Here is a 17,020-nt window from a genome sequence, read left to right as displayed (position 1 = left end):
GCAGCAAATCCTGCGCTAGAGCTCCACCACCACCTTGCCAAGCGCACCCGACTCCACCAACGCATGCGCAGCACCAATATCGGCAGCAGCAAAGCGCCGCTCATTCATCAAGGGCCTAAGCCTGCCGCCATCCACCAGCCCCGCCGCCTCGCGAAGAATCTCCCCATGATGCGCCTGCCCCCGCCCGGTCAGCAGAGGCATCAGCGTAAACACACCCGAGTAAGTCGCACCACGAAATGAGAGCGGAGCCAGCGAGTGCGTACTCCATCCCAGGCAACTCACCACATGGCCGGTGTACCGTTTCACCGCAACAAACGAGGCGTCGATCGTCGCGCCGCCCACCGTGTCATACACAACATCGAACCCCTCCCCACCGGCATACTGCGCGACATACTGCTCGGTCGAAAGTGTGCGGTAGTCGATGGGCACTGCACCAAACTCTTCCACCACGTGTTGCTTCTCCGCCGACACCGTAGCGAAGACCTCCGCTCCAAACGCCTTTGCCAGCTGCACCGCGATATGCCCCACCCCACCCGCACCCGCGTGCACCAGCACCCTCTGGCCCTCATGCACCTTCGCGCGATCGACCATCCCCTCCCACGCCGTAATCGTGATCAGTGGAAGCGCAGCAGCCTCTCGCATCGAGAGCGACTTCGGCTTCAGCGCGACCAACTCCGCATTAGCAACAACAAACTCCGCCAGCGTCCCCTGCAATCCGCCCACGCCCCCCACCATGCCATACACCTCATCGCCCGGCCGCAGCGCCGTCACGCCCGCGCCAACCTCCTCCACCACACCGGCCATATCAAGCCCCAGCACCGCAGGCAAAGGCTGCTTCGCATGAGCCGCCTTCCCAGCCCGAATCTTGGTATCCAGCGGATTCACACCACTCGCGCACACCCGCACCAGCACCTGGCCAGCCAACGGAGCAGGGCGAGGAAGCTCAACCTGCGTAAACCCTGCATCGGGACGTTCCACAACATAAGCGCGCATTCAGTCCTTTCAACCCTGTCAGCAATTTTGTAGCAGCTAGCTACAACCATCGGACGGCCACAAACGTTTTGATTCCCCCATCTCCAAAACGGTCCGGCCAACTCCAGCCGAAAGCTGTCAACCCCCCAACTCACCAATCACCGCGCCAGACCAGCAGATTCGCGTGGCGTATTAGTTTCCCTCCACCAGCTATACTGGTAGCAGACAGGAAAAAGGACCCCGGCGCACTCCGGGGTTTTGTCTTTATCCATCCCGCACACGCTAAATAGCACAAAATAAGTATTTTAGGCACAAACCGTTTAGAATAAACACTTTGCAGGCGCCGTAGGCTTCTATACCGCAGATTCGATTGAACTTGCGTACAAAATACCCCGAGGGGGGAGGGGGGTACCCAACAACACGATGTCCATCCGCCAGCAGATCCGGCCCGTGCTCACCCTTGCCCTCCCGCTCATCCTCGCCGAACTCGGCTGGATGTCCATGGGCATCGTCGACACCATCATGGTCGGCCACATGGCCAACCCGGCGCTGGCCATCTCCGCCGCCGCCCTCGGCCAGGTCCTCTACAACACCATCGCCTTCGGCATCGCCGGAGTCCTCCTCGGCCTGGACACCTACCTCTCCCAGTCCCACGGCGCAGGCCGCTTCGACGAGGCCAACCGCTGGCTCCTCCACGGCCTCCTCCTCGCCGCAGGACTAGCCCTCACGCTCATCCTCATCATCCTCTGCGCACCGTTCCTCATGCTCCGCCTCCCAATCGACCACGCCGTCCTCACCGGCTCAGTCTCTTTCCTCGGCGCGCTCAACTACGGCACCCCCGCCCTCTTCCTCTACTTCACCCTCCGCCGCTACCTCCAGGCCTTCAACCACGTCCGCCCCATCGCCGCAGCCCTGGTCACCGCGAACCTCATCAACGTAGTCGGCAACTGGCTCCTCATCTATGGGCACTCCTTCGGCCCCCTCCACATCCCCGCCCTCGGAGTCACCGGCGCGGGCCTCGCCACCTCCTTCTCCCGCTGCTATCTCGCCCTCTTCATGGTCATCGCCCTCTGGCGCATCGAGCGTCGCCACCACTACGGCCTCCGCAGCATGGCCCGCCACTTCGAGCCCCGGCGCCTACGCCGCCTTGCCCTCCTCGGAGCACCCGCCGGGGGTCAGATCTTCGTCGAAATCTCCATCTTCGGCATGGTCACCTTCCTCATCGGAGTCATGGGACGGCTCCCCCTCGCCGGACACGAGATCGCCCTCAACTGCGCCAGCTTCACCTTCATGGTTCCCTTCGCCATCTCCGCCGCCGCGGCGGTCCGCGTAGGCCAGGCCATCGGCCGCAAAGCCCCCGCCGAAGCCGCCTCAGCAGGGTGGGCCGCAATCCTCCTCGGCGCAGGCGTCATGGCCTGCTTCTCAGCCGTCCTCCTGCTCTTCCCCCACGCCATCGCCGCCAGCTTCACCACCGACCGCGACGTCATCGCCGCCACCATCCCCCTGCTCTTCGTAGCCGCCATCTTCCAGTTCTTCGACGGCCTCCAGATCACCGCCACCGGCTCCCTGCGTGGAGCAGGAAACACCCACGCCGGCCTCGTCGTCCAGATCGTCGGCTACTGGATCATCGGCCTGCCTATCGGCTACCTCTTCGGCTTCCGCCTCCACTACGGAGCCGTCGGCCTCTGGCTGGGCCTCTGCGCCGGCCTCATCGTAGCCGGCACCACCCTCGCCCTCATCTGGCGCCACACCACCAAACAGCTTTTAGCGGTTAGCTCTCAGCCTCTAGCTAAAAGCTAACGGCTAAGAGCTAAAAGCTAGTCACTTCAATCGTCTCCCGCACCTTGGTCTTCGACCGCGTCGTCAAAGTAACCGCCGAAGCCAGAATCAACCCGCCCCCAACCCACGCGCTCGGCCCCAGCCGCTCCCCCAGCACCATCACCCCCAGCAGACTCCCAATCAAAGGCTCCATATTCAACAACACTCCCGCCTGCGAGGCCGGAACCTGCGTCATCCCCCAGTTCCAAAGCAGGGTAGTCGCAGCCGTACAAAGCACCCCGCTCGCAGCCAGCGCCAGCCAAGCCTTCCCCGACACCCCCGCCACCGGCGGCATCCCATACCGCACCGGCACCCACACCATCAGCATCAAGGTCCCAAGCAGCAACCCATACGCCGTCACCACAATATGCGAGTGCCGCCCCATCAACCGTTTATTGAAAAGAATCCAGAACAGCGCAATCAACAACGACACCACCACCAGCGCATCCCCAGCCAGCGTAGCGCCACCCTTGGCATGCAATCCGCCACCCAGCGCAATCAGCGCCGCCCCGCAAGTAGATCCTGCCAGCGCCACCCACCCCACCCAGTCCATCCGCTCATGAGCAAACACCGCCGCCCCCACCGCAAGGATCACCGGCATCGTCCCCACCATCAGCGCAGCATGGCTCACCGTAGTAATCGACAGCGCATAGAACTGAATCAAAAACTGCAGCGGCACCCCCAGAAACGAAGCCGCCAGCAGCACTCCCCACTCGCGCCGGTTCAACCCCGGCCGATGCGTCACCAGCAGCGGCAGCAGCACCACCATCGCAAATAAAAACCGGTACAGCACCATATGCGCGAAGCTCATCTCCGCCAGTGCAATCTTCCCGAAGAAGAACCCGCACCCCCACAACGAACTAGCCAGCGCGCACGCCGCAAACCCCAGTGCCCGTCTCTTCTCCAAAACCACCATCCCTCCACTCTCGCACACTTAAAAGCGAACGGGAGAGAAAGCCTAAGCCTCTCTCCCGCAGCACCCAGAACCCCGACGCTAAGCCAACTCGCCTACCAAACGCGGCAGCTCTTCACCGGTACCATCGCGGCACCCTTCTTGCAGCCAAACGCCGCTGCAAATCCAGGCTGATTCACAATCGCGCCATTCGCGCGGAAGTGGTCCGGCGAGTGAGGATCGGTCAACACCTGCGTCCGAACCTGCTCCGGCCGCGGGTTCTCGCACCAGTTCTGCGCATAGCCGATATAGAACCTCTGCGGCGCCGTATAACCATCCTTCTTCGCCGCCAGATCGACTCCCTCCTTCTTCGCACGCTCGAGGTAAGCCATATAAGCCAGCAGCAAACCGCCATTGTCCGCAGTGTTCTCGCCCAGCGTCAGCCTGCCATTGACCTTCACATCATCGACGGCAACGAAGTTGCCATACTCATCCGCCAGACAGTCCGTCCGAGCTACGAAGTTCTTCGTATCGTCCGGCGTCCACCAGTCGCTCAGGTTGCCCTTGCCGTCGAACTTCTTGCCCTCATCGTCGAACCCATGCGTCAGTTCATGCCCAATTACTGAGCCAATATGCCCGTAGTTCACCGCATCATCCTGCTTCGGATCGTAGAACGAGGGCTGCAAAATGCCGGCAGGGAAGTTGATCGTATTCATGCTTGGATCGTAGTTCGCATTAACCGTCGGAGGCGTCAGATCCCACTCAAAGATATTTACTGGCTGCCCGATCTTCGCCAGTTGCCGATCGTTTTCGAACCCATCTGCGCGCCGAGCATTTCCCAACGCGTCATCCGGCTTGATCTCCAGCTTCGAATAGTCTCGCCACTTGTCTGGATAGCCGATCTTATTCGTGACTTCGTGCAGCTTCTCCTTCGCCCGTGTCTTGGTGGTGGCTGACATCCACTCCAGTTGGTCAATGTCCCGTCCCATTGCCGCCTCAATATCAGCAACCATCTCCACCATCTTTGTTTTGCTATCTCCGGCGAAGTACTGCTCCACATATACCTTGCCCAGCGCCTCGCCCAGCGCGCCATTCACCGAATTCGAACAACGCTTCCACCGCGCCGCCTGCTCCGGCTGCCCATTAAGTTTGCGGCCGTAGAAGTCGAAGTTCTCCGCATCAAACTTCTTCGGCAGTCTGCCAGCCGACGTCGTCAGCACCTGGTAGCGCATATAGGCCTTCAATGTCTCTAGATCCGTCGCATGAATCTCCTTCGTAAGAGCAGGGAAGAACTCCGGCGTCGCATTATTGATCTCGCTCACGCGCGGCGAATGGATCGCATCTTGAAACTCTCCAAAGTTCATCCCCGGCATGGTCGCTTCAAACTTGGCGATCGGTTGCAGATGGTAAGTCTTCTCCGGGTCGCGCATCTCGGTCACACCCATCGACGCCTTTGCCAGTGCTGTCTCGAACGTCAGAATCGCATGAGCATCCTTCGTAGCCTTCTCCGGCGAGCTTCCCGCCAGCTCCAGCATCTTCGCGACGTGTGCGACATACTGATCCCGAAGCTCAACATCTTTCGCTCCCGTTCGCAGGTAGTAGTCTTTTTCCGGCAATCCAAGCCCGCCTTGCTGCACAGACGCGATCTGTTTGGTTGCGTCCTTGAAGTCCTGCTGTTCTCCATAGCCGAAGAACACATTCACGCCGATCCGCTGCAGCTTGCCCGCCAAGGCCGGCAGTTCATCCTTGCTCTTCACTGCATCAATTTCACTGAGCAAGGGCTCGGCAGGGGCAATCCCTTTTGCCTCTATCAGGTCCGTGTCCATACAAGCCTTGTAGTAATCACCAATCTTCTGTTCGTCCGGCGAACGCCCTACGCCACCGGCAGCCGCCTTGGTCAAAATTCCATACAGCGACTGGGTGTTCACGTTATACAGCGCGTAAAACTGGTCCACGCCCGCCTGGTCTGCAGGGATCGGATGGTTCGCCGCGAACTTCCCGCAAGCAAACTTGTAAAAGTCATTACACGGATCAACCGAAGTATCCAGGGAGGTAGTATCGAATCCCGGAATCGGCAGGTAGGTTTCGGTCGGCTTGCTGCTGTCGCTTACCAGCCTGGTCTGCTGTGCCAACCCCGCACTCCAGGCACCCGCCGTAGTCAAGGCAATCATCGCACCAAGTCCAGCCCGCCGTCTCATCGTGCCAGGCACTCCCAACGTCCACTCATTCAACATTTCATCATCCTTTTCCTACAGAATTTCTGCAGCCTTTGTATCACCAACGGAACGCCGGCCGTTATTTTCACCCGGCCGCCCGCATACATTGGCGTCGCCCGCGCGTCTGTGAAAGCATTAGGCGAGCGTTCTCAGTGAGCAGAGATACGCGTCTACCCCCATGATGGTTCCCAGATCTCTCATTTCGACGTTTCGTCGCCTCCCGCTCATGGGTGTTCTGCTTTTTTCCGTCGCTCTCCCCCTCTTTGCAGCCCGCGGCCCCGAACCTCCGTTGCGCCTGCCACTGGAACCGTTCGGTTTCCAACCACTCTCTCAGCAGTTCCTTCTCGCAGGCAGCTCCATGTTGACGATCCACTACGTCGATAACCAGCATCTTCTGCTCACCTTCAGTGCCCGTCACCTCCTCAAGCGCCTGCCCGACGAGCCCGAGGACGACATGGATCGTACCATCGACGCCGTCCTGCTCGAGCTACCCTCCGGGCACGTTCTGGCCCGCACCACCTGGCGGACTCACGACCACGGCCAATATCTCTGGAGCCTCGGCCACGGCCACTTCCTCCTGCGCATCCGCGACACTCTCACCACCTTCGCTCCACTCGCCAACCTGGCGACCGGCCAGCCTTTCGCAGAGCACCCTTTTCTCTCCACAGACGATCGCCGCATCGCTGTCATCATCCTCTCCTCCGATGCCGACTTGCTCACCATAGAGACGATCAAACGCACTCCCCCTGCTCCCAAGCGGAAGACTCCGCTCTTCGGCCCCACCCCGGTTGAACCGGCTCCGGAGCCGAAGGTCGTCCAGATCAACTTCTATCGCCTTCACGTGCCAACCGAACCGGGCGCTCAAGTCAGAGCAAGCCCTGCCGGGGCTGTCCGCTCCAGAGGAGCAGGAAGCATTCCCGTCTCTGTCGCCGGATATCTCTCCACTGTCGATCAAGGCCATCAACACTATGCCTTCGACTTCCACTCCTACGCCGGCAAGGTTGACGAACTCTCCCCATTCGACTCCACCTGCCCTCCTTTTCCCCTCTTTGTCAGCCACAGCGAGTTCATCGTCTTCGGCTGTCGTACCGGTCACACTATCAGTGCCGTCGGCGGCTTCAACATGCGCGGCCAGGAGATGTGGGAGCAGGGCCTCTTTGGCGATTTCATCGCTCCGTCTCTCGTCTACGCTCCTTCCAGCGGCCGATTTGCGCTCAGCCGGGTTCTCCTCCACTCGTCTGCCGTAGCCGATCAGCCCATCAGCGCGGACGAGATCTCAGCGCAAACCGTCGTCGTCTACCAAACCGACAGCGGCAAGCAGATCCTGCGCGCCGACTGCACCCCCGTAGAGCGCGCAGGCCAGAACTTCGCCCTCGCCCCAGACGGCCTCTCCCTCGCCCTCATCCACGCCGACGCTATCGAGATCTATCGTCTCCCACCTCTCACCCCTAAAGAAGAAAACGCGGTCAAACTAGCGCAGACCTCTGCACCGCCCGAGAACGATCTGCCGGTTCGCTTCGCCACCCAACTCTCCCCATCTGCGGAAGAAGCCGATTCTACCGTTCAACCCGAGGCCCAGCCGGCCAACGCCGTCGCACCCACTCCGGGGAACTCAACCCCACCCGACGCCGCCCAAACACCACCACCTGCAGACACTGCCCCCGCACCGAAACCATCCGGCGATGCCGTTCAAGCCTCCGGGGACCCTTCTCCTGAGGAACATCGCAAACCACCCACTCTCTACACCCTCCCCACCGACAAACCATCGGACAGACCTTCCAGCTCCGACCGTCCAAAGGACACGCCTCAATAAGCTCTCTCCACGAAAAGCTTGCAGGTGTGAAACGTAAATATGAGACAAACGAAAAAGGCCGACCACGGTCTCCCGTAGACAGCCGTTTCTAATATCTACGCCAAAAAACTTCAGCGTCCCATCAACGAACTGAAAACTAAGCGGCCTTCTTCGGCGCAACAGCCTTCACACGCGCATTCAAGCGGCTCTTGTAGCGGCTGGCGGTGTTCTTGTGCAGAACGCCCTTCTGAACGCTCTTGTCCAGGATCGACGCGGTCTCGCGGTATTGAGTGGTTGCGGCGGCATGGTCGCCCTTGGCGATCGACTCCCGCAGCTGGCGCAGGGTTCCGCGCAGCTTGCTCTTGTTCGAACGGTTTACCGCGGTCTTGGCTACGGTCTGACGTGCGCGCTTCAAAGACGAAACATGATTTGCCATAAACTCTCTTCTCTAAACCCGTACATTTGTAGGGGAAAATGGGATGCAGACCCTCGGCTAGGCGACTCTGTACCAGCCATAGCCTTAAGCAGCGGCGCTAAACAAGCCCGCCGCACTCCCTGCAAATCTAAGTTTACGGAAACCTGGGCCTTCGGTCAACCCATCTTCCAACCGAAAATACGGCGTATAAGTCCCCAAAAGCATCCAATTCGTAGAAAACATGCCGTACCGCGATCCCATCCCGGTTCTGCACCAAAATCTATTCATCATTTGCCCCTTGACGCCATCTCCCCGACGTTCTACTCTTTGCCCATCTTCGACACTAGATTGGCACCTTCCGCCATCCCGGTCGCAGTCAAAGGGCGCAGACAATGCGCCACCAGTCAGTGCCCGCTCTTCCCCTCAAAAACTCCCAAGTCAACCGGCCAAGCATTCAACCCAGCTCCCCCTGACGGAGGTCAGCACACTACTTGATTAAAAAATCCCTGGAAATCACACCTGGCATTGAGCCCCTGTACGGGACCCACGACGAAAACCTCCGCCTCCTCGAGGACAAACTCAACGTCACGATCGATCTCCGCTCCGACGCTATCCACGTTACCGGCGAAGCCACCAACGTTGCCCGCGTCGAACAACTCTTCACCGACTTTGACACCCTCCGAAAATCCGGCGTCAATCTCCACAACGGCGAACTAAATGGCATGCTTAAGCTCCTCGTCGCCGACCCCGCCGCAACCCTTAAGTCCATCGTCGACACTGGCAAACAGCGCTCCGCCGGCGTCAAGCGCATGGTTCAACCGCGCTCGCCCAACCAGCGTAAGTACGTCGAAGCCATCGAACAATCGGACATGACCTTCGGCCTCGGCCCCGCCGGCACCGGAAAAACCTACCTCGCCGTCGCCATGGCTGTGTCCGCACTCATGGCCAAAAAGGTCAGCCGCATCATCCTGGTCCGTCCGGCAGTCGAAGCCGGCGAACGCCTCGGCTTCCTCCCGGGCTCCCTCCAGGAAAAGGTCGACCCTTACCTCCGTCCCCTCTACGACGCCCTCTATGATCTCCTCGACCCCATCAAGGTCGACAAGCTCCTTGAATCCAACGTCATTGAGGTCGCCCCCCTCGCCTTCATGCGCGGCCGCACCCTCTCCGACGCCTTCATCATCATGGACGAAGCCCAGAACACCACCATGGAACAGATGAAGATGTTCGTCACCCGCCTCGGCAACAACTCCAAGGCCGTCATCACCGGCGACCTCACCCAGACCGACCTGCCCAACCCCAAGAAGTCCGGCCTCCTCGAGGCCCTCCACGTCCTCGACGGCGTCGAAGGCATTCGTTTCTGCCACTTTGAAGACGTCGACGTCGTCCGCCACCAGCTCGTCCAACGCATCGTCCGAGCCTACGACAGCTACGGCAAGGCGCAGCAGCAGCTTCCTCTTCCCATCGGCGAAGTTGCCATGCCCGACCCCAACCTCGCGCCCACAGCCAAACCCATACCGAAACCCCAATAAATTCAACCAATCTGCGATAATCGATCACAGGGGGCAATCCAGCCCCCTGTTGATATTGCAACCGTTCCGCACGATGATCACCATCGAACCCCCAAGTACTCCCTCCATTCCCGCGCCCATCCGCTCCGGCCTGACGCGCACCCTCACCCGCGCCTGTCTGGTTCTTCTAGCGGCTGGAACGACGTTCGTCGCGCAATCCCCAACAACTCCAAACCCCAACTGGCGCCTCACCTGGAGCGACGAGTTCAACAGCCCCAACGGCTCCTCCCCCGATCCCGCCAAGTGGGTCTCCGAAACTGGTGGCAAGGGCTTCGGCAACAATGAACTCGAGACGTACACCAACCGCGCCGTGAACGCTCATCAGGAAGATGGCCACCTGGTCATCACCGCCCGAAAAGAAGACCTCACCGGTCCTGACGGCATCCCGCGCCACTACACATCTGCCCGCCTCAACACCAAAGGCCTCTTCTCCCAGGCCTACGGACGTTTCGAAGCCCGCATCCAGCTTCACACCGGCAAAGGCATCTGGCCCGCCTTCTGGCTCCTGGGCGACGACATCGACACCAATCCCTGGCCAAAGTGCGGCGAGATCGACATCATGGAAAACATTGGCGATCCGGCTACGGTCTACAGCACGCTCCACGGCCCCGGTTACAGCGGCGACAAGCCCATCTCCGCAAAGTACCCGCTCCCTCCAGGTGAATCCGTCACCTCCGGCTACCACCTCTACGCCGTCGAATGGACCCCACAGGACATCAAATTTTTCTTCGATGACCACCTTATTGTCGAGCGAACCCCAGCCGATTTGCCCCCCGGCACTCATTGGGTCTATGACCACCCCTTCTTCCTCATCCTCAACTTGGCCGTAGGCGGCGCCTGGCCCGGCAACCCCGACGAGACCACCACCTTCCCCCAGAAGATGCTCGTCGACTACGTCCGCGTCTACCAGCCAGCCACCTCAGCAGCCCCGACGCCGAAGCCAATCCAATGATCACCATCGAATCTGCGGCTGGTCTTGAAGCGACGCTGTCCCGCTCCGGCCTCACCAGCTTTCTCAAGCGTGCTCGTGTCGCCGTCGGCCTTCGGGGCAAAGTCGAGGTCTTGTTGTCCGACGATCCCACCCTGCGGCGGCTCAACCGATCCTTCCGTGGCAAAAACAAATCCACCGACGTGCTCAGCTTTCCCACCCCTGCCGAGATCGCACAGACCCACGCCGGAGACCTCGCCATCTCGCTTGAAACCGCAGCCCGCCAGGCCGCTACCTACGGGCACTCTTTGCGCGACGAAGTAAAAATCCTTCTCCTCCACGGCCTGCTTCATCTCTCCGGTCTCGACCACGAGACCGACAACGGCGAGATGGCTACCCGCGAAGCCGCGCTTCGCCGCCAGCTCCGCCTTACGACAAACTCGCTCACCGAACGGGCCACGAAGCTGCCGCAAAAGCCGTCGTCACACACAGCAAAAAAGAAACCCTCCAGCCGGAAAAAGGTGCGAGCAGCTTCGAAAAAATCACCTTCGCTTCGAACCATCAAAAAAACCAGCATGCCAAACAAGAAGACGGCGCGAGGTTCCAAATGACCCCCGCTTATTTCTACTCCCTCGCTCTCATTCTTCTTCTGGGGATCCTCGCGTTAGCCGCATATGTCGATCGCGTCTACTCGGAGATGGGCAAGTTCCTCGCCCGCGAGTACCAAGACAATATCGACGCCTGGGAGCGTGTCGTCGAACCCCGTCTGCGTCTTGGCCGCGAGTCCATCGCCCTGTCCGCCTCAGTTCTTCGCCAACTCACGCTGGCGGCTCTGGCTTTGCTCTCCGGCCTTCGCCTCTACACTCATACCAGCCTGGTCCCCACCCTCGCTCGCACCCCCACCCTCGGCGAGGTTCTGCGCGCCGTCTTCGAACTTATCCTTCTCATCCTCATCTTCGACCGTCTGCTTCCGCAACTCCTCTTCTCCCGCACCCGCGGCCTCTGGATCGCGCGCATCCTTCCCCTTTTGCAGACGCTCTTCTATCTCATCCTTCCCGTCACCATGCTGCTGCAACTGCTTCTCTCCATTGCCGCCCTTGCCGAACCAGAAGACGCCACCGAAGAAGACCATCCCTCCGAGGCCATGGATGCTCTCCTTGAGGCTGGCGAAGAGGAGGGGATTCTCGAAGAGTCCGATCGCGAATTGGTCCGCTCTGCAGTGGAGTTTGGTGACAAGGTTGTTCTCGAGGTCATGACCCCTCGCCCTGAGATCTTCGCCGTTCCCGGCACCCTTACCCTGCAGGAGTTCACCGCTACCATCAACGAACATGCCTTCTCCCGCGTCCCGGTCTACAACGGTTCGCTTGATCACGTCACAGGCATTGGCTTCGCTCATGACCTGCTCAAAGTGCTTGACGCCGAGGCCAACACCCGCACGGTTGCGCAGATTCAGCGCCCGGCAGCCTTTGTTCCCGAGACCAAGAAAGTGGCTGAGCTGCTTCGTGAGATGCAGCGTGAAAAGCAGCATATGCGCATCGTTATCGACGAGTACGGAAGCGTTGCGGGCCTTGTCACCATTGAGGATTTGCTTGAGGCGATCGTCGGGAATATTGCGGATGAGCACGACGAGCCTGAAGCGGACGATGAGCCGATTCGCGAGTCTAATGGTGCTTACGTCGTCTCTGGGGCGTTTGAGCTTTCGCGTCTGCGCGACCTATTTGCCGATCAGTTTGAGCCGAATCAACGCGTTACGCGGCCTGCTGAGGATGGGGAGCTGCATGAGCCGGAAGAGCTGGCGGTGGAGTCTGGTGAGGGGGGAGAGGTGGCCGATCTTCGCGATACGAGGGATGATCCTACGGCGCTCCGGCTCCCGGAACACTATGAATCTACGACACTTGGGGGGCTGGTGTCAGAGATTGCGGGGCATATTCCTCTGCCGGGTGAGGTGGTGGAAGAGGATGGATTGCGGCTGGAGGTGCTGGCCAGCACGGACCGGCGGATCGATCGTATTCGCGTTAGTCTTACGAATCCTCCTGACCTCTCCTAGGGAATTTGGAGTGCGGATTTTGGATATTTTTTCTGGTCGTGAAATGTGCGAAAAACAAGGGTATTTTGCGAAAAGAGGTGTTTTGACGTGGTTTTTTGGTGGTGTGAGTGTGGTGGTTTGCGTGGCTGAGATGGTGTTTAAGCAGTCGTTGTTTTGGGGGCTAAAAATACGCCACGGTTTTCAACTTTATTTTTTTTGGGAGAGACTCTGTCCTGCCGGACGGGCCCACTGCGCGTGGGGCGATCACTTCGTGATGGGTACACCCCTTCGGTTGACGCTCCCGTTGGTCGCGAGGGAAGATTGACTCCGACCAACGGGAGGACCACGCGAAGCTTTAAAAAGGCGTGCGAACGCCCGCCCTCCGCGCAGGAGGCCTGTCCGGCAGGACAGTTCTCTGAAAAGGGAAAGGCCCCCGGATTGAGCCCGAAACCTTCCCTGTAACCAGAGTGAAACCATCGCAACAGTGTCTTGATTAGTCGATCGAGATCTTTCGGAGCAGTTTGAAGTCGGAGAGCATCTTTCCTGTTCCGAGGACGACCGAGGCGAGGGGATCGTCGGCGATGGAGACGGGAAGCCCGGTCTCTTCGCGGATACGCTTGTCGAGGTTTTTGATGAGGGCGCCGCCGCCGGTGAGCACGATGCCGCGGTCGGAGATGTCGGCGGAGAGCTCGGGCGGAGTTCGCTCGAGGGCTACGCGGATGGCGTTAATGATGGTTGCGATGCACTCGCTGAGAGCTTCGCGAATCTCGGAGTCTTCGATGGTGATGGTCTTCGGCACGCCCTCGATGAGGTTGCGGCCTTTGACCTCCATGGAGATGGGCTTGTCGAGCGGGTAGGCTGAGCCTAGGGAGATCTTGATCTGCTCCGCGGTGCGCTCGCCGATGAGCAGGTTGTACTTCCGCTTGAGGTAGGTCATCACGGCCTCGTCCATCTGGTTTCCGGCCATGCGCACGGAGCGCGAGTAGACGATGCCGGCGAGAGAGATGACTGCGATGTCGGTAGTCCCGCCGCCGATGTCGACTACCATGTTTCCGCCGGGCTCGGTGATGGGCAAACCCGCGCCAATGGCGGCGACCATGGCCTGTTCGACCAGGTGAACCTCAGAGGCTTTGGCGCGATAGGCCGAGTCCATGACCGCCCGTTTTTCTACCTGGGTGATCTCGGAGGGGACGCCGATGACGATGCGCGGGTGAACCATCATCTTCCGGTTGTGCGCCTTCTGGATAAAGTAGTTCAACATCTTTTCGGTGTGGCGGAAGTCGGCGATGACGCCGTCCTTCATCGGCTTGATGGCGACGATGTTTCCCGGCGTGCGGCCGAGCATCTCCTTGGCTTCTTTGCCGACGGCCTCAACCTCGTTGGTGATCTTGTTCACCGCGATGATGGAGGGCTCGTTGACGATGATGCCTTTGCCGTGCGCGAAGACGAGGGTGTTCGCCGTGCCGAGGTCGATAGCAAGGTCGCTGGAGAAGAGGCTGAAAAGAGACCGCATATTGTGAATGCGGGAGTAACGCATCTGAAAACTATTCGAAGACATAGGTGTTTGCGATCGATCCTAAAAAGAGACTCACACTAGTGTATTCCTTTAGCAAGCTGTATTTCAGCACCTAACCTAACCAGTAAGCATGCCTCTTCTGTGTTAGTCCCGTTCTGGTTCACACAGCAGGCGACAGCAGAAGAGCGCCGAGGGATAGATGAGGATGCTGACGTGGCGGGTGTAGGCGAAGCCGGCCAGGTAGGGAAGTGTGGAGGCTGCGACCAGGGCAAGAAACGTGGCCGCAGCGACGCGCAACGATCGGTCGGCTGCACGACGGTGTCGAAGCAGCAGGAAGACTGCACCGGCCGTCGCGGTCCAGAAGATCAGCCTGAAGATCAACATCCCGGCGATTTCGATCAGACGTCGAGGGCCAAAGCTCGCGGTAGAACCATACTTTTCGAGCGAGAAGAAGAGGATCTTCAGCTTGCGGAGATCTCCTGACAGCGTCTCCCGGGGATGAGTTCGCAGATACTCGAGGGCCGCTCGACGGTGATAGTCGTTGAAGCTCCACTCGTCCGGGAAGCTTACTCCACGATTCAGTTCGAAGTCGTACCAGTCGATCGAGTCGCCGTGTACAGGCGGGTAGTTCTGAAGAAACCCGGCGTTGTTGCCCTTGTGCAGATTGATTCCGTCGAAGCTGGTTCCCACGCTGTATCGGCCACTGGCGTGATGCTGGTGCAGCGCCCACCCGAGGGGAGCTGCCGCAACCAGCAGGAGGACGAGCCAACGCAGACCTGTCTGGCTCTCCAATGCGAGGAACCCCGCTAGCAATACCAGCACGGCCAGCAGCATCCCGCTCTTCGAGAGGTATAGGCCATCGAGCGCTACGGCGAACAACAGAGCCCTGCCAATACCGCGCAGGCTTGTCCATCGAGTGCTGCCGACTACGGCTCGGCTGAGGAACAGAATCGCCGCGGCCAGCGCCAGAAAGCTGTAGGAGAACCCCTCATCTACCTGGAGATTGGTTACGTCGGCCAGAAATGCGGGAATCAGAAACGGAACGAGAAGCAGCAGGATCGCCACGGCTCTGCGACCGGGTGGTTGCGGCAGACAGCACCATGCGAGATAGATGGCAAACTCGACGGGAAGCAAGAGAAGAATCGTCTTGAAGCAGATGACCGGAAGGTAGCGGTCGCCCAGGAGCCGAATGCCCGAGGCGACGACGACTGCTGTAGCCGGCATGCGCGCGGCGTGGAAGCAGATGGGATTGCCGCGGGTTCCCATCTCCTCGGTGCAAGCCGTAATGCCGCCGCCGGCCAGAAGGCTGCGCGCGGTTGGTCCCACCAGATTCGTGACGGAAAAGAGCGATTTGTTTGCCCGGGTATGATCGAGGGCCCACACCGCGGCCAGCGAGAGGAGTACGGGGACGAGGAGCAGCACCAGTAGCAGGCGACGGTCTGGCCTGGTCTGGTCTGAATCGCCTGAGTTTAAATCGTCTGCGACGATTCCTGGCATCTGCCCAATCTAATCGAAGTTGAGCCGGTTGCTAAGTATTAGAGAGGATTTGCAGCTGGTGTGCAGGAAGGCAACCGCAGATTCCCTTCGGGAATGACGAGCAAAAGGGCTTCTTATTCTCCTGTGACATCGGTTGGGTGCAAATAGATACAATCGAAATCAGCGTCAAAGCAAAGTGGAGACAGACGAATGATTATTGGTGTGCCCAAGGAAGTTAAGGATCACGAGAGCCGCGTAGGGGTAACCCCGGCAGGCGTAAAAGCACTGGTCGAGGCAGGACACAAGGTTCTGGTGGAGCATGATGCTGGCGCGCTGTCGGCTATGCCGGACGACGAGTACCAGTCTGCGGGCGCCGAGATCGTCGGCTCAGCCTATGATGTGTGGCGGTTGGCCGAGATGGTGGTCAAGGTGAAGGAGCCGGTCGAGAAGGAGTACAAGAACTTTCGCGAGGGCCTGGTTCTTTTTACGTATCTTCATCTGGCTCCGCTGAACGACCTGACGGATGCGCTGCTTCACTCGAAGGTGACGGGGATTGCGTATGAGACGGTTCGCGATCGCGCGGGAGCGTTGCCGCTGCTGACTCCGATGAGCGAGGTTGCGGGACGGATGAGCGTGCAGGTTGGCGCGGCTTATCTTGAGAAGGAGCATGGCGGGCGTGGAGTTTTGCTGGGCGGGGTTCCGGGTGTGCCTCCGGGGAATGTGTGCATTATTGGTGGCGGTATTGTGGGGACCAACGCTGCGAAGATTGCGCTGGGCATGGGCGCGAAGGTGACGCTGATCGATTTGAACCTGAATCGGCTGCGGGAGCTGGATGATATCTTTGGCGGCCGGATTTACACGGTTGCGTCGAACAGCTACAACATCGAACATGCGGTTCGGGAGGCTGATCTGGTGATTGGCGGCGTTCTGATTCCGGGTGCGGCTGCGCCGAAGATTGTGACCAAGGCGATGGTGGCGAAGATGAAGAAGGGCGCGGTGATTGTGGATGTTGCGATCGATCAGGGCGGGTGCATCGAGACGGCGCACCCGACGACGCACTCGAATCCCTCGTATGAGGTGAACGGCGTGGTGCACTACTGCGTGACGAATATGCCTGCCGCAGTGCCGAATACCTCGACGCTTGCTTTGACGAATGCGACGTTTCCTTACGTGCTAAAGCTGGCGCGGCTCGGGGCGAATGCGGCGATCAGCGAAGACAAAGGCATCGCCGAGGGAGTGAATACGTTCAACGGTGTGTTGACTTATGGTGCGGTGGCGCAGGCGCAGAAGCGTGAGTGGCAGGCGGTGGCGAAGCTCGTTTAGCCGCTGCGGCTGTTGCGGAAGGAGCGAAGGAAGTGCGCCCGGCCGCATATAATCGGGGGGATTGAATCAGGGGAGTGG

Annotated in this window: 14 protein-coding genes; 8 read left to right on the top strand and 6 right to left on the bottom strand. The window is 59.8% G+C overall.

The window, feature by feature from the left end; translation table 11 throughout:
• Positions 1-15: 15 nt before the first annotated feature.
• A complete protein-coding gene (locus tag HDF10_RS17240; RefSeq protein ID WP_183815576.1) occupies positions 16-993 on the bottom strand; it encodes a zinc-dependent alcohol dehydrogenase family protein in 978 nt (325 codons plus the stop codon).
• A 429-nt stretch (positions 994-1,422) separates the two neighbouring features.
• Here HDF10_RS17240 and HDF10_RS17235 point away from each other — a divergent pair, with 429 nt between their 5' ends.
• A complete protein-coding gene (locus HDF10_RS17235) occupies positions 1,423-2,772 on the top strand; it encodes an MATE family efflux transporter (RefSeq protein WP_311732803.1) in 1,350 nt (449 codons plus the stop codon).
• 10 nt (positions 2,773-2,782) lie between these two features.
• Here the strand turns inward: HDF10_RS17235 and HDF10_RS17230 are convergent, their stop codons facing one another.
• Both HDF10_RS17230 and HDF10_RS17225 read right to left on the bottom strand, forming a co-directional pair.
• On the bottom strand, positions 2,783-3,706 hold the full coding sequence (locus tag HDF10_RS17230) for a DMT family transporter (protein ID WP_183815572.1): 924 nt from the start codon (positions 3,704-3,706) through the stop codon (positions 2,783-2,785).
• 92 nt (positions 3,707-3,798) lie between these two features.
• Positions 3,799-5,916 carry a M13 family metallopeptidase gene (locus HDF10_RS17225; protein WP_260177970.1) on the bottom strand — a complete coding sequence of 706 codons (2,118 nt, stop codon included), beginning with the start codon at positions 5,914-5,916 and terminating at the stop codon, positions 3,799-3,801.
• A gap of 160 nt (positions 5,917-6,076) precedes the next feature.
• Between HDF10_RS17225 and HDF10_RS17220 the strand changes: the two genes are divergently transcribed.
• Positions 6,077-7,711, top strand: coding sequence for a hypothetical protein (locus HDF10_RS17220; RefSeq protein ID WP_183815570.1), 1,635 nt, complete (start codon positions 6,077-6,079; stop codon positions 7,709-7,711).
• A 136-nt stretch (positions 7,712-7,847) separates the two neighbouring features.
• On the opposite strand, the gene rpsT is transcribed toward HDF10_RS17220, so the two are convergent.
• Positions 7,848-8,126, bottom strand: coding sequence for a 30S ribosomal protein S20 (gene rpsT / locus HDF10_RS17215; protein WP_183768804.1), 279 nt, complete (start codon positions 8,124-8,126; stop codon positions 7,848-7,850).
• Positions 8,127-8,596: 470 nt separating this feature from the next.
• Here rpsT and HDF10_RS17210 point away from each other — a divergent pair, with 470 nt between their 5' ends.
• From HDF10_RS17210 to HDF10_RS20610, 5 genes are all read left to right on the top strand, one after another.
• Complete coding sequence (locus HDF10_RS17210) at positions 8,597-9,634, top strand: PhoH family protein (protein WP_183768805.1); 1,038 nt, start codon at positions 8,597-8,599, stop codon at positions 9,632-9,634.
• Between the two features lie 73 nt (positions 9,635-9,707).
• Entirely contained in the window at positions 9,708-10,625 is a 918-nt protein-coding gene (locus HDF10_RS17205) for a glycoside hydrolase family 16 protein (RefSeq protein WP_183815568.1), read from the top strand.
• Positions 10,622-11,212, top strand: a complete 591-nt coding sequence (gene ybeY, locus HDF10_RS17200) for an rRNA maturation RNase YbeY (RefSeq protein ID WP_183815566.1) — start codon at positions 10,622-10,624, stop codon at positions 11,210-11,212. Before HDF10_RS17205 ends, ybeY begins: the two co-directional genes overlap by 4 nt.
• Positions 11,209-12,648: a hemolysin family protein gene (locus HDF10_RS17195; RefSeq protein ID WP_183815559.1), complete on the top strand. Its 1,440-nt coding sequence runs from the start codon at positions 11,209-11,211 to the stop codon at positions 12,646-12,648. Before ybeY ends, HDF10_RS17195 begins: the two co-directional genes overlap by 4 nt.
• A 19-nt stretch (positions 12,649-12,667) precedes the next feature.
• Positions 12,668-12,952, top strand: a complete 285-nt coding sequence (locus HDF10_RS20610) for a hypothetical protein (protein ID WP_221271828.1) — start codon at positions 12,668-12,670, stop codon at positions 12,950-12,952.
• A gap of 168 nt (positions 12,953-13,120) precedes the next feature.
• Here the strand turns inward: HDF10_RS20610 and HDF10_RS17190 are convergent, their stop codons facing one another.
• Entirely contained in the window at positions 13,121-14,185 is a 1,065-nt protein-coding gene (locus HDF10_RS17190; protein ID WP_281376834.1) for a rod shape-determining protein, read from the bottom strand.
• Between the two features lie 102 nt (positions 14,186-14,287).
• Positions 14,288-15,640, bottom strand: a complete 1,353-nt coding sequence (locus tag HDF10_RS17185; RefSeq protein WP_183815557.1) for a hypothetical protein — start codon at positions 15,638-15,640, stop codon at positions 14,288-14,290.
• A gap of 189 nt (positions 15,641-15,829) precedes the next feature.
• Here HDF10_RS17185 and ald point away from each other — a divergent pair, with 189 nt between their 5' ends.
• Positions 15,830-16,942 carry an alanine dehydrogenase gene (gene ald / locus HDF10_RS17180; protein ID WP_183815555.1) on the top strand — a complete coding sequence of 371 codons (1,113 nt, stop codon included), beginning with the start codon at positions 15,830-15,832 and terminating at the stop codon, positions 16,940-16,942.
• The last annotated feature ends 78 nt before the right edge of the window (positions 16,943-17,020 follow it).

Source organism: Tunturiibacter empetritectus, from assembly GCF_014201375.1.
GTDB classification, from domain to species: domain Bacteria; phylum Acidobacteriota; class Terriglobia; order Terriglobales; family Acidobacteriaceae; genus Edaphobacter; species Edaphobacter lichenicola_D.
This window is presented reverse-complemented; position numbering and strand designations above follow the sequence as displayed.